Raw genomic sequence first — 13,144 nt, forward strand, 5'->3', positions numbered from 1 at the left:
TGATTCGATCGATTCCTTCAAAACCAACACCCCACAAGGAGCCTCGCCATGCCACGCAAGTTTGTCGACCTGTCGATCTTTCTCGAAAACGACGTGCTGTCCGATCCACCGGCCTTCGCGCCGAAGATCCAGTACTTCACGCACGACAACACCTTCGAACAGATCGAGCCCTTCTTTCCGGGCCTGAAGAAAGAAGACCTGCCCGACGGCGAAGGCTGGGCCGTGGAGCTGGTGCAGCTGTCCACGCACAACGGCACGCACCTCGATGCGCCGTACCACTTCCACTCGACGATGGACAAGGCGCTGGGCGAGAAGAAGCCTGCCATTGCGATCCACGACGTGCCGCTCGAATGGTGCTTCCAGCCCGGCGTGAAGCTCGACTTTCGCCACTTCGCCGACGGCTACGTGGTCACGGCCGCCGACGTCGAGGCCGAGCTGAAGCGCATCAACCACACGCTGAGCCCGTTGGAGATCGTGGTGGTCAACACGCGCGCCGGCTCGCGCTACGGCAACAACGACTACGTGTCGGCCGGCGCGGGCATGGGCTACGAAGCGACGATGTATCTGCTGGAGCGCGGCGTGCGCCTCACGGGCACCGACGCCTGGAGCTGGGACGCGCCCTTCGTGCACACCGCAAAGAAGTACGGCGAGACGCAGGATGCCTCGCTGATCTGGGAAGGCCACAAGGCCGGGCGCGACATCGGCTACTGCCACATCGAGAAGCTGCATAACCTCGAGGTGCTGCCGCCCACGGGCTTCTTCATCAGCTGCTTCCCGCACAAGATCCGCGGCGCCTCGGCAGGATGGACGCGCGCGGTGGCGATCTTCGACGACGCGTTGATGGCGTCGGTGTGAACATGATCGAACTCAACCACACGCACGACATTGGCGCCCGCAGCTGGGTCGCATCGGCCAACGTCGCAGGCAGCGACTTTCCGATCCAGAACCTGCCGTATGCGATGTTCCGTCGCACGGGCCGCCCCGAGCCGTTTCGCGGTGGCGTGGCCATCGGCGACCAGGTGCTCGACCTCGCAGCGCTGGCCGCGGGCTCGCACGTCGACGGCCTCGCGCTCGATGCGGCGCGCGCCGCCGCCCTGCCCGCGCTCAACGATTTCTTCGCGCTCGGCCCGTCCGCCTGGCAGGCGCTGCGCCATGCGGTCTTCGCGCTCTTGCGCAGCGATGCACCGTCAGCGACGGCGGATGATCTGCGCGGCTGCCTCGTGCCGCAGGCCGAGGTCGAATACACCGTGCCCGCGCGCATCGGCGACTACACCGACTTCTACACCTCGATCGACCACGCGCTGAACATCAGCCGCCTGATGAATCCCGACGGCGACGTCACGCCCAACTTCCGCTGGGTGCCGACCGCGTACCACGGGCGCGTGTCGACCATCGGCGTGAGCGGCCAGCGCTTTCACCGGCCGATGGGCCAGGCCATGCCGCCCGGTGCGAAGGCGCCGACGTATCAGGCCTGCGCGCGGCTCGACTACGAGCTGGAGCTGGGCGTGTGGATCGGCCAGGGCAATGCGCAGGGCGAGGCGATTCCGCTCGAACGGGCGGAGGAACACATCTTCGGCCTCTGCCTGCTCAACGACTGGTCGGCCCGCGACATCCAGTTCTGGGAAATGGCGCCGCTCGGGCCTTTTCTCGCAAAGAACTTCGCCACCACGATCTCGCCGTGGATCGTGACGATGGAAGCGCTCGCGCCCTACCGGCAGGCGTGGACACGCCCCACGAACGAGCCGCAACCGCTGCCGTACCTGGAAGGCAGCGCGAACCGCGAAGGCGGCGCGCTCGACATCCGGCTCGAGGTGTGGCTCGAAAGCGAAACGGCGCGCGAGCAGAAGACCGGGCCGTCGCGCCTGTCGGGCACGAGCTTCCGGCACCAGTACTGGAGCATTGCGCAGATGGTGGCGCACCACACGGTCGGCGGCTGCAGCCTGAACCCGGGCGACCTGTTCGGCAGCGGCACCATCTCGGGCCCCGGCGAGGGCGAGGCCGGCGCGATCATCGAACTGACGCGCGCGGCCCAAACCCCGGTGACGCTGGCCAACGGCGAAACGCGTGGTTTCCTGGAAGACGGCGATGCGGTGTTGCTGCGCGGCTGGTGCGAGAAGCCCGGCCATGCGCGCATCGGTTTCGGCGAAAGCCGGGGGACCGTGCTGCCGGCGCGGGGATAAAGGCGGCGCGCCAATGAAAAAGGCCACCTGGTGAGGTGGCCTTTTTCATGCGATTTGGAGCGGGAAAAGAGTCTCGAACTCTCGACCTCAACCTTGGCAAGGTTGCGCTCTACCAACTGAGCTATTCCCGCGTGAGCCTCAGATTATAGGGTGGTTCGGGGCCGTTTGCCAGCCTCCCCCGAAAAAATTTGAAATCAGGCCCCGAACACCAGCGCGCGGTGCATCGACACCCCGGCGAACAGCCCGTCGGCCGAGGCCAGCGTGGCGTTGGAAAAAGCCATCGCCACATCGCCCGCCGCGTACACGCCGGGCACGGTGGTCGTCTTCATCGCGTCGACGCGCAGCACCGGGCCCGTGGGGCCGTCGTCGAACGCGCAGCCCAGCTGTTCGGCCAGCGGACTGGTCGGCCGCGTGTGCGGCGCCACGAACAGCGCCTCGATCGGCACGCGCCGCCCGTCGTCCAGGCGCACGGCCGCCAGCTCCGTCCCCTGCCCTTCGAGACCGGCGATGCGCCCGGGCTCGAGGGTCACGCCGCGCGATTGCAGCCGGGCGCGCGCCTCGGCATCCGGCCCTTCGTCGCCATTCAGGAAGAGCGTGGTCGGGCCCCACTCCGCGATCAGGAGCGCGTGGTCCGGCGGATGGGCGCTGTGAAAGAGCACGCCCAGCGGTCGATCGCCGAACTCGTAGCCGTGGCAATAAGGACAGTGCAGCACGCTCTTGCCCCAGCGCTCGCCGAGGCCCGGAATGTCGGGCAGGCCGTCCTGCACGCCGAAAGACAGCAGCAGCTTGCGCGCCGAGAGCTCTTCGCCGTTGTTCAGCGAAACCGTGAAGCCCTCCGCGCCATCGGCCGTCGCTGCAGTCACCGTGCCCTCGACGAACGTGACCGACGGGTAGGCGAGCAGCTTGTCGCGCGCATCGGCAATCATCTGCAGCGGCGGCATGCCGTCCTGCCCGAAGAAGCCGTGCGAGGCGTCGGCGAAGCGGTTCCGCGGCGCGCCCGCGTCGACAACGCAGACCTTCCTGCGTGCGCGCGCCAATTGCATGGCGGCGGAAAGGCCGGCAAAGCTGCCGCCCACGATGAGTGCGTCATAACGCATGTGCGATGTCCTTCAGGGTGAAGCCGCCGCCCGTCATGCGGCGATGAAAGTCCTTGGAAAGATCGGCCAGCGTGATGCCGTTGAGGCGTCGCAGCAGCAGCGCCTCGGCCTCCTGGCAGGCGCCGTCGAGCGCCGCGTTCACCGCCTGCTCGACGATGCAGCCCGGGCTCTCGGTGCGGTTGCCCATGGCCAGCAGCGCGGGCGCGCCGACGGCGTTGTGGATGTCGCCGAGCGTCACCGAACCCAGCGAGCACGACAGCACCCACCCGCCGCCATGTCCCTTCGCCGAACTGACGAAGCCGGCCTGCCGCAGCCCCGCCATGAGCCGGCGCACGACCACGGGGTTGGTCTGCATCGCCGCGGCGAGCGCCTCGGAGGTGATGGGTGCGTCCAGCTCGGCCATGTGCAGCAGCACGTGGAGCACGCCGGAAAGCTTGCTGTCTCGTTTCATGCAACATTATGAGTTGCATGTTTTCAACGACGCGGCGCGTCGCACAAAAAAACCCCGGATTGCGCGGGGATTTACAGACGCCGCCCTAACGCACGAGCCCTTCATTTCGCCGACGGTCGATTCCCACAGCAGTGGGCGAACGCGCCGCACATGGCGACAACCCGCCAGGCCGTGATGGTTGCCCCCGAATCGATCGAACCCCGGTCGGTTCTGCAAACCGTGACTCAGCAACGAAAGGAACTGTCACTCATGACTACACATGCAACCAACCGCATCTTCATCGGCGCCATGCTGGCGGGCCTCCTGGCCCTCGGCGCGACGGCCCAGGCGCAAGGCGTCGGGGTCGGCGTGGGGGTCAACGCCGATGTGAAGGCCTCGGGCGCTACAAGCAGCACCGGCGCGACGCAAGGCGGCGCAGCAGGCGCACGCTCGCAGACCGGTGCGTCGGCCGATGCCAACGCGGACACGTCCACCTCCGGTGCGACCGGCGGCGTGGGCAATGCCGTCGGTGGCGTGCTCGGCACGGCCACGGGTGCGGTCGGCGGTGCCACTGGCGCCGCAGGCGGCGCAACGCAGGCCGTCGGCGGTGTGACCAACACCGTCGGCAGCACCGTGAACAGCGCGACCGGTGCCGCGGGCGCGGTCGGCGGCGCGGTGAAACCGGCCACCGCCGGCGCCAAGGCGAGCGGCAAGGCCCAGGGCTCGGGCGCGGTCGACCTGCACAAGAAGTAAGCAGGTCGCACGCCGCATTGCTGCAGCGGCCGGACGCGGCTGCTGCAGCGCATCGCTCCAAAAGAAATCAAGCCCGCAACGCTTCGCGCGTTGCGGGCTTGTGTCGTTCAGAGCTCGGGTGCGGGCAACTTGAAAAGGCTGGTGACTTCGGTGTCGAGCACCACCAGCGCGCGCTGGTTGAACAGCCGCCAGCGCCAACGCAAGATGCCGAGCGTGGGTCGCTTCTCGGAGCGGCGCACCTCGATCACGTCGGCCACGAGCCGCAGTGCATCGCCGGGCCGCACCGGGTTCGGCCAGCGCACGTGCTCAAGCCCGGGCGACGCAAACGATTCGGAGCCGGCCAATGCCGCCTCGACCACCAGCCGCATCGCGATCGAGCAGGTGTGCCAGCCACTGGCGATTAGGCCGCCGAAAGGGCTTTCGGCCGCGGCTTCGGGATCGGTGTGAAACCACTGCGGGTCGTAGGCCCGCGCGAACTGCAGCAGCTCGGCTTCGGTGAGCACATAGGGCCCGGCCTCGATGACCTGGCCCGCATGGAAATCGGCGAACTGCATCCGCCGCAGTTTAGGGCCTGCTCACGCCATGCAAGGGGATCGCGTTGCTTCGCAAAGGGGCTGGCTGCAAGGCGCCCGTGCGCAGCAAGGCTGAAGCCTTGCAAGCGCGGGCAACGCCGCAGACGGCCCCTTTGCGAAGCAACCCGAAGGGAAGGTCACCACAGCCCGCCCCTCCGCGTTGCGTTCCTTGTGCGTGCGGACGCACGCACGGCGTCACGCGTCTTGATGGGCGGACTGTGGTGACCTTCGCGACCCCTTGCATGGCGTGAGCAGGCCCTAGTACGTTTCGAGGTGGAGCCGGCCTTCACGCTTCAGTGCGGCGCCCACGGTGTCCCAGTCGAGCCCCGCTTCTTTCGCCACGTCGCGCAGTGCGAGCACCACGCCCTCTTCCATGCTCTTCAGGCCGCACACATAGAAGTGGCTCGCGCCGTCTTTCAGCAGCGCGGCCAGGTCGGCGGCGCGTTCGCGCATCAGGTCCTGCACGTAGCGCTTGGGTTGCCCCGCCGTGCGCGAGAACGCGAAGTTGATGTCGATGAAGTCCTTGGGCAGCGACTGCAGCGGACCGAAGTACGGCAGCTCCTGCTGCGTGCGCGCGCCGAAGAACAGCATGAGCTTGCCGCCTTCGAACTTGCCGCTCTTGCGCAGGCGCCGGCGCCATTCGGTCATGGCGCGCATCGGTGCGCTGCCGGTGCCGGTGCAGATCATCACGATGTGCGACTTGGGGTGGTTCGGCATCAGGAACGACGAACCGAAAGGGCCCACCACCTGCACCGTGTCGCCCACCTTGAGGTCGCACACGTAGTTGGAGCACACGCCGCGCACCGGGTCGCCTTCGTGGTCCTCGGTGACGCGCTTCACGGTGAGCGAGACGTTGTTGTAGCCGGGGCGCTCGCCGTTGCGCGGGCTGGCCACGGAGTACTGGCGCGCATGGTGGCGCTTGCCGATGGCATCGACGCCCGGCGGCACGATGCCGATCGACTGGCCTTCGAGCACGGGGAACGGCACCACGCCGAAGTCGAGCACGATGTGGTGCGTCTCGCTGTCGAAGCCGGCTTCGGTGCAGTTGAAGTTGCCCACCACGGTGGCGGTGGTCGGTGTCTTCGGCGGAAAGAGGTTGGTGTACGCGTGCGCGGCCGACCAGGGCGGCACGCTGGCACCGTACTGCGCGGAGTTGAAGACCGGCTCGGTGGCTTCGGCGGCGGCCTGGGCCTGCGTCTGCGCGGGCGCTTCTGCAGCCTCAGCGGAAGCGCCGGACACGCCCGCGGCTTCGAGTTCTTCGGGCGACAGCTCGGCGGGAAGTTCTTCCCACGTGAGCTGTTCTTCGATGGTGTACGCGCGCACCAAAGGCATGGTTCGCCAGTTGTCGATCGAGCCCGTGGGGCACGGCGAGATGCAGGCCATGCAGCCGTTGCAGACGTCCGCACGCACAACGTAGTTGTTGTCGTCGTGCGTGATCGCGTTCACGGGGCAGGTCGCCTCGCAGGTGTTGCAGCGGATGCAGATCTCGGGGTCGATCAGGTGCTGCTTGATGACCCCGGCTTCAACGACCATGTCCATGTTGTTCTCCTAACCTGAAGCCCTCCCCCTTTGGGGGAGGGTTGGGTGGGGGCAAGCGGCCTCTGTCGTGGGCGCTATCGCCGCTTGCCCCCATCCCAGCCTTCCCCCAGTGGGGGAAGGAGCAATACCGAAATCCCTAATCAACCGAAACGCACGTATTCGAAATCCACCGGCTGGCGGTTGATGCCCATCACCGGCGGTGCGATCCAGCCCGCGAACTTGCCCGGCTCGATCACGCGGCCCATCAACGATGCCACGAAAGCGAAGTCTTCGGAACTCGGCAGCCATTCGTCGCGCTTGGCGGCCCATTCGACCTCGCTCACCACGCGGCCTTCGGGCGACATCTTGATGCCGGCGAGTGCGCCGATCTGGCGGTTGAAAGCCTTGTGCGGCACGCTCAGGCGCGTGGGAATGCCGGCCTTCTCGAGCACCTTGTTCCAGCGGCCGACGCCGGACACCGAGTCCTTGATGAAGTCGTCGCGCAGCACCTCGTTCAGTGCGTTGAGCATCGGCACGTCCTTCTCGACGAGCTGGCCCTCCTTCACTTCGAGCACCTTGTAGGTCTGGCCCTTGAGCACGTGGTCGTCGTCGCGCTTGCCTTCTTCGTAGCGGCCCTTCAGGCCCGAGCTGTAGAAGATGGCGGCGTTGCTCGACTGGTCGGCGCCGAACAGGTCGATGGTCACCGAGTAGTGGAAGTTCAGGTAGCGCTGGATGGTGCCCAGGTCGATGCAGCCGGCGGCGCGGATCTTCTGCGCGTCGTCGGTCTTCAGCTCGTTCATGACCTGCGCGGTGCGCGCAATGACGCGCGACACGCCGCTCTCGCCCACGAACATGTGGTGCGCCTCTTCGGTCAGCATGAACTTCGTGGTGCGCGCCAGCGGATCGAACGCGCTCTCGGCCAGCGCGGCCAGCTGGAACTTGCCGTCACGGTCGGTGAAGTACGTGAACATGAAGAACGCGAGCCAGTCGGGCGTCTTCTCGTTGAAGGCGCCCAGGATGCGCGGGTTGTTGGCGTCGCCCGAGGTGCGCTGCAGCAGCGCGTCGGCCTCTTCGCGGCCGTCGCGGCCGAAGTGCTTCTGCAGCAGGTAGACCATGGCCCACAGGTGGCGGCCTTCTTCGACGTTGATCTGGAACAGGTTGCGCAGGTCGTACATCGACGGCGCCGTGAGGCCCAGGTGGCGCTGCTGCTCGACCGAGGCGGGCTCGGTGTCGCCCTGCGTGACGATGATGCGGCGCAGGTTGGCGCGGTGTTCGCCGGGCACGTCCTGCCAGACCTTCTCGCCCTTGTGGTCGCCGAAGTGCACTTCGCGGTTGGCGTCGCCCGGGTTCAGGAAGATGCCCCAGCGGTAATCGCGCATCTTCACGTGGCCGAACTGCGCCCAGCCCTGCGGGTCGACGCTCACGGCCGTGCGCAGGTACACATCGTGGTTGGTCGAGCCTTCGGGGCCCACGTCGTCCCACCAGTTGATGAAGTTGGGTTGCCAGCCTTCGAGCGCGCGCTGCAGCGTGCGGTCTTCGCCGAGGTTGACGTTGTTGGGGATCTTCTCGCTGTAGTTGATCGTGCTCATCGTTGTTCCTTGGGTTGTGCGGACTGCTGCTCTGTGCTCAAACGCGGTTCAGGTCGAAGCCGGCTTTCTGGCCGGTGCCGTAGACCTTCAGCGCGCCCTTTTCGCCGACGGCGTTGGGGCGGTTGAAGATCCAGTTCTGCCAGGCCGTGAGGCGGCCGAAGATGCGGGTGGCCATGTTCTCCTTGCTTGCGAAGCGCAGGTTGGCTTCGAGGCCGGTGAGTGCGTCGGGCGACATGGCGGCGCGCTCTTCGATGGCGATGCGGATCTCGTCGTCCCAGTCGATGTCGTCCGGCGCGGCGGTCACGAGGCCGAGCTTCATGGCCTCGTCGGCGTCGAGCGCCTGGCCGGCGACCGCGCGCGCGGCTTCGAGCGGCGCGGCCTCTTCATAGAAGCGGCGCTGCAGGCGGCTCTGGTCGTTCACCATCGGGAAGAAGCCGAAGTTGAATTCGTTGAGCGTGAGCTTCGGTGCGCGCGCGGCGTCGTCGGGCAGCGCGAGCATGTAGGTGCGGTCGGCCGCAAAGGCCAGCTCGGCCAGCGTGCCGGCGAAGCACGAGCCGGCCTCGACCAGCGCGAACAGGCTGCGCGACGACACATCGAGGCGCGCCAGCGTGCGGCGCAGGCCGCCGATGGTTTCGCGCACCAGCCAGTGGTCCTTGTTGGCGAACATCACGGCATCGGAGGCGAGCACGGCGGCGGCGTCGCCTTCGGTCTTGAGCAGCCAGGTGCCGACGTCGAGTTCGTTGGTGCGCAGGTTGAGGATGGCGTCGTCGAGCTCGCGGCACACGGCCAGCGGCCACCAGGCGGCGCCGGCGGCTTCGATGCCGGCGATGTCGGTCGGCTGCGTGCCGGTGGGCGCCTTCACGGTGATCGTCGCGGTGCGCTTGCTGCGGTCGATCTGCACGTTGACGTGGGCATACGCGATGCCGTCGGCGCTGTCGGTGCGCTCGACGCGGGTCAGGGCCACGCCCTTGGCGCCGGCGGGGCGGTCGCTGCCGGCGGCGAGCTGGGTGGCGCGTTCCTGCACGGCGGCGGGGAACTGCGCGGGCTTGGCCACCGCATCGACCAGGCGCCAGTCGACCGCGCGCTGGCCGCGCACGCCTTCGACGCTGGTGCAGAAGATGTCGGCAAGGTCGTGGCGCACGTGGCGCTTGTCGGTCACGCGGGTCAGGCCGCCGGTGCCGGGCAGCACGCCGAGCAGCGGCACTTCGGGCAACGAGACCGACGAGGAGCGGTCGTCCACCAGCAAAATTTCGTCGCAGGCCAGTGCCAGCTCGTAGCCGCCGCCGGCGCAGGCGCCGTTCACGGCTGCGAGGAACTTCAGGCCCGAATGCTTGGAGGTGTCTTCCATGCCATTGCGCGTCTCGTTGGTGAACTTGCAGAAGTTCACCTTCCAGGCGTGGCTCGACACGCCCAGCATGAAGATGTTGGCGCCCGAGCAGAAGATGCGGTCCTTGCCGCTGGTGACGATCACGCTGCGCACTTCGGGGTGCTCGAAGCGGATGCGGTTGAGCGCGTCGTTCAGCTCGATGTCCACGCCCAGGTCGTAGCTGTTGAGCTTGAGCTTGTAGCCGGGGCGAATGCCGCCGTCTTCCGCGATGTCGAGCGTGAGGCGCGCAATCGCGCCGTCGAAGCTCAGCGACCAGTGGCGGTACTGAGCAGGTTCGATGCGGTAGTCGACGCGCTGGGGCGCCTGGAGCGTGGTGTCGGTCATGCGGAAGTCTCCTGTGGGGCTGTGTTCAGAAAACCGTGAACAGGAATAATAATGCACTTCCCTGTTCCGATGACATGCATCATGCTGCATGCAAACAGGCAAGTCAATGCCTGTTGTGCTTTTTTTCAGATGCAGCGGCCTAGACCAAGCCTATGGATTGGCGGGCGACCGTGCGCAGCGCCTGGAAGCTCTGTTGCAGCGTCTTTCCGCTCGTATCGACCGACAGGTCCGCCTTCGAATAGAACGCGGCGCGCCCGTTCAGGATGCGGCGCAGGTCTTCCATCGCTTCCTTGCTGGCGGCCATCGGGCGGGTGTCGCCCTGCGCGGCCACGCGGCCCATGTGCTCCTCGGGCGCGGCCTGCAGCCACACGGTGGTGCAGTGGGCCAGCAGCTCGTTGAAGGTGGCCGGGTCGGACACGATGCCGCCGGGCGTGGCAATGACCACCTCGCTGTAGATCTGCACCGCTTCTTCGAGCGCGCGGCGCTCGTAGCGGCGGTAGGCGTTGGTGCCGTAGAGGTCGTGGATTTCGCGCACGCTGCAGCCCGCGAGCTTCTCGATCTCGCGGCTCAGTTCGATGAACGGAATCTCCAGGTCTTCGGCCAGCATCTGCCCCAGCGTCGACTTGCCCGCGCCGCGCAGCCCCACGAGCGCGATGCGCCGGTGCCGCGCCGGGTCGACCGAGGCCGTGCCCAGCATCTCGCCGAGCGCCACACGCACGCGGCGCAGGTCGGCCTCGCTGCGGTGCTCCAGCAGTTCGCGGATCAGCAGCCACTCGGGCGAGCTGGTCGTCACGTCGCCCACCAGCTCGGCCAGCGAGCAGTGCAGCGCCCCGGCCACCTGCTGCAGCACCAGGATCGATGCGTTGCCGATGCCGTATTCCAGGTTCGCCAGGTGGCGCTCCGAGACGTCGGCCGACAAGGCCACCGCCTTGCGCGTGAGGCCGCGCTGCGCGCGCAGGTTGCGCACGCGGTCGCCCAGTGCCACCAGCAGCGGGTTCTTGGCCTCCCCGGCCACGGCGGCGCTGTTGCTTTGGCCGCCCTCGGGCGCGGTGGCCAGCACCGCGTCTACATGCTCGTTCATGCCATTCCTCGTTCTTCGCCGGGATTGTGCGCGCTCAGGGTAAACACCATAGATGCACTATATTGCTTGACACCTGTTGTCTCGCTGCTTATTGTTCGATCACACGCAAGATACTGCACGCGCAGCCTTCCTGCAAGAAGTCGATAGTTCATCCGTTCGAGGCCCACGATGTCCGACACCTCCACGCCCGCCACCGGCAAGGCGGCATTTCACCAGCTGATCGCCGGCCTGACCGCCGAGATCGCCGGCCAGCCGCTCGACGACACGCTCGACCAGTGGCTCAACACCACCCACGGCGCCGGCAGCGCCCGTTTTGCGCAACTGCGCCAGGCCTGCATCGGCGGCGTTGCCGAAGGCTGGCTGTGCGACCGCGAAGGCGGCGGCATCAAGTACGGCCGCGTCTTCAAGGCCGAAGACACGCTGCATCGCTTCTCGGTCGACGTGGTCGACATGCAGGACCTCGCCGGCCCGCACCACTCGCACCCGAACGGCGAGATCGACCTGATCATGCCGCTCGACGACACCCCCGCCGCCACCTTCGACGGACGGCCCGCGGGCTGGTGCGTCTACGGGCCCGGCACCGCACACCGCCCGACCGTAGCCCAAGGCCGCGCGCTGGTTCTCTATCTCCTGCCCGAAGGGCAGATCAAGTTCACCCCATGACCGACCTTCTCGCCAACCACGTCGCCGGCCGCTGGCAAAGCGGCACGGGCGCCGGCACGCCCCTGTTCGACCCGGTGCTCGGCACCGAACTCGCACGCGTCGACGCCACCGGCCTCGACCTGCCCGAAGCTTTCAGCTTCGCCCGCGCACAGGGCGGCCGCGCGCTGCGCGCCCTCACCTACCGCCAACGCGCCGGCCTGCTCGCAGCCATCGTGAAGGTGCTGCAGGCGAACCGCGACGCGTACTACGAGATCGCCACCGCGAACTGCGGCACGGTGAAGAACGACTCGGCCGTCGACATCGACGGCGCGATCTTCACGCTCGGCCAGTACGCCAAGTGGGGTGACGCGCTCGGCGACGTGCGCGCGCTGCGCGACGGCGACGCCGTGAAGCTCGGCAAGGAGCCCGTGTTCCAGTCGCAGCACCTGCAGGTGCCGACGCACGGCGTGGCGCTGTTCATCAACGCCTTCAACTTCCCTTCGTGGGGCCTGTGGGAAAAGGCCGCGCCCGCACTGCTGTCGGGCGTGCCCGTGATCGTGAAGCCCGCCACGGCCACCGCCTGGCTCACGCAGCGCATGGTGAAAGACGTGGTCGATGCGGGCGTGCTGCCGGCCGGCGCGCTGTCGGTCATCTGCGGCAGCTCGGCCGGGTTGATGGACCAGCTGCAGCCCTTCGACGTGGTCTCGTTCACCGGCTCGGCCGAGACGGCCGCCCTCATCCGTTCGCACCCGGCCGTGGCCGAGCGTTCGGTGCGCGTGAACATCGAGGCCGACAGCCTCAACAGCGCCCTGCTGCTGCCCGGCGCCGCGCCCGGCAGCGAGGCCTTCAACCTGCTCGTGCGCGAAGTGGTGCGCGAGATGACGGTCAAGTCGGGCCAGAAGTGCACCGCCATCCGCCGCATCCTGGTGCCGGCCGAGGTGTACGACGCCGCCGCCGAAGCCATCGGCGCCAAGCTCGCGGGCGTGACCGTCGGCAACCCGCGCAACGAGAACGTGCGCATGGGTTCGCTCGTGAGCCGCGCACAACTGAACGCGGTGCGCGACGGCCTCGACGCACTGGCCGCGCAAACCACCGTGCTGCACGACAGCAGCAGCAAGCCCCTCATCGACGCCGACCCGGCCGTGGCCGCCTGCATCGGCCCCGTGCTGCTGGGCGCGCGCGACGCCGATGCGGCGCAGCGCGTGCACGACGTGGAAGTGTTCGGCCCGGTCGCCACGCTGCTGCCCTACAACGACCTGGCACACGGCATCGCGCTCGCGCACCGTGGCCAGGGCTCGCTCGTCACCTCTCTCTACGGCAGCGACGATGCCGCGCTCGCCCAGGCCGCGCTGTCGGTCGCACCGAGCCATGGCCGCGTGCACGTCATCACGCCCGAGGTGGCGCAGGCTCACACCGGCCACGGCAACGTGATGCCGATGTCGATGCACGGCGGCCCCGGCCGCGCGGGCGGCGGCGCCGAGCTGGGCGGCCTGCGCGCGCTCGACTTCTATCACCGCAAGAGCGCGGTGCAGGCGAGCCCCGGCGTGCTCGCCGCCCTCGGCCTCTAGCCC

12 protein-coding genes and 1 tRNA gene are annotated in these 13,144 nt (G+C 67.8%); 5 read left to right on the forward strand and 8 right to left on the reverse strand.

Annotated features, from left to right (window positions below; translation table 11 throughout):
• The first annotated feature begins 48 nt into the window (after nt 1-48).
• Nucleotides 49-855, forward strand: a complete 807-nt coding sequence (locus CY658_RS12895) for a cyclase family protein (RefSeq protein ID WP_056574620.1) — start codon at nt 49-51, stop codon at nt 853-855.
• Nucleotides 856-857: 2 nt separating this feature from the next.
• Nucleotides 858-2,180 (forward strand): fumarylacetoacetase, encoded by a 1,323-nt coding sequence (gene fahA / locus CY658_RS12900; RefSeq protein ID WP_101490597.1) that lies wholly within the window; start codon nt 858-860, stop codon nt 2,178-2,180.
• 55 nt (nt 2,181-2,235) lie between these two features.
• On the opposite strand, the gene CY658_RS12905 is transcribed toward fahA, so the two are convergent.
• The 3 genes from CY658_RS12905 to CY658_RS12915 form a co-directional block, all read right to left on the reverse strand.
• Nucleotides 2,236-2,311: transfer RNA gene (locus CY658_RS12905), tRNA-Gly, on the reverse strand.
• Between the two features lie 63 nt (nt 2,312-2,374).
• A complete protein-coding gene (locus CY658_RS12910; protein ID WP_101490598.1) occupies nt 2,375-3,277 on the reverse strand; it encodes an NAD(P)/FAD-dependent oxidoreductase in 903 nt (300 codons plus the stop codon).
• Nucleotides 3,267-3,728, reverse strand: a complete 462-nt coding sequence (locus tag CY658_RS12915) for an Rrf2 family transcriptional regulator (protein WP_101490599.1) — start codon at nt 3,726-3,728, stop codon at nt 3,267-3,269. The genes CY658_RS12910 and CY658_RS12915 overlap by 11 nt, the downstream gene beginning before the upstream one ends.
• A gap of 249 nt (nt 3,729-3,977) precedes the next feature.
• On the opposite strand from CY658_RS12915, the gene CY658_RS12920 reads away from it, so the two are divergent.
• The gene (locus tag CY658_RS12920; RefSeq protein ID WP_101490600.1) at nt 3,978-4,460 is read left to right on the forward strand and encodes an adhesin; all 483 of its coding nucleotides are present in this window, start codon (nt 3,978-3,980) and stop codon (nt 4,458-4,460) included.
• Nucleotides 4,461-4,567: 107 nt separating this feature from the next.
• Here CY658_RS12920 and CY658_RS12925 read toward each other — a convergent pair whose 3' ends face one another.
• From CY658_RS12925 to CY658_RS12945, 5 genes are all read right to left on the reverse strand, one after another.
• Nucleotides 4,568-5,014, reverse strand: coding sequence for a MaoC family dehydratase (locus CY658_RS12925; RefSeq protein ID WP_101490601.1), 447 nt, complete (start codon nt 5,012-5,014; stop codon nt 4,568-4,570).
• A gap of 276 nt (nt 5,015-5,290) precedes the next feature.
• A complete protein-coding gene (gene boxA, locus CY658_RS12930) occupies nt 5,291-6,571 on the reverse strand; it encodes a benzoyl-CoA 2,3-epoxidase subunit BoxA (protein ID WP_101490602.1) in 1,281 nt (426 codons plus the stop codon).
• 140 nt (nt 6,572-6,711) lie between these two features.
• On the reverse strand, nt 6,712-8,139 hold the full coding sequence (boxB, locus tag CY658_RS12935; protein ID WP_099794387.1) for a benzoyl-CoA 2,3-epoxidase subunit BoxB: 1,428 nt from the start codon (nt 8,137-8,139) through the stop codon (nt 6,712-6,714).
• A gap of 37 nt (nt 8,140-8,176) precedes the next feature.
• Nucleotides 8,177-9,850, reverse strand: a complete 1,674-nt coding sequence (gene boxC / locus CY658_RS12940; protein WP_101490603.1) for a 2,3-epoxybenzoyl-CoA dihydrolase — start codon at nt 9,848-9,850, stop codon at nt 8,177-8,179.
• Between the two features lie 139 nt (nt 9,851-9,989).
• A complete protein-coding gene (locus tag CY658_RS12945) occupies nt 9,990-10,931 on the reverse strand; it encodes a helix-turn-helix transcriptional regulator (protein ID WP_101490604.1) in 942 nt (313 codons plus the stop codon).
• A 168-nt stretch (nt 10,932-11,099) separates the two neighbouring features.
• Here CY658_RS12945 and CY658_RS12950 point away from each other — a divergent pair, with 168 nt between their 5' ends.
• Together CY658_RS12950 and CY658_RS12955 are read left to right on the forward strand one after the other, a co-directional pair.
• Nucleotides 11,100-11,594 carry a 4-hydroxylaminobenzoate lyase gene (locus CY658_RS12950; protein ID WP_101490605.1) on the forward strand — a complete coding sequence of 165 codons (495 nt, stop codon included), beginning with the start codon at nt 11,100-11,102 and terminating at the stop codon, nt 11,592-11,594.
• On the forward strand, nt 11,591-13,141 hold the full coding sequence (locus CY658_RS12955) for a 3,4-dehydroadipyl-CoA semialdehyde dehydrogenase (protein ID WP_101490606.1): 1,551 nt from the start codon (nt 11,591-11,593) through the stop codon (nt 13,139-13,141). The genes CY658_RS12950 and CY658_RS12955 overlap by 4 nt, the downstream gene beginning before the upstream one ends.
• The last annotated feature ends 3 nt before the right edge of the window (nt 13,142-13,144 follow it).

Origin of the sequence: Variovorax sp. RO1, from assembly GCF_002849325.1 — a bacterium.
Lineage (GTDB): Bacteria > Pseudomonadota > Gammaproteobacteria > Burkholderiales > Burkholderiaceae_C > Variovorax.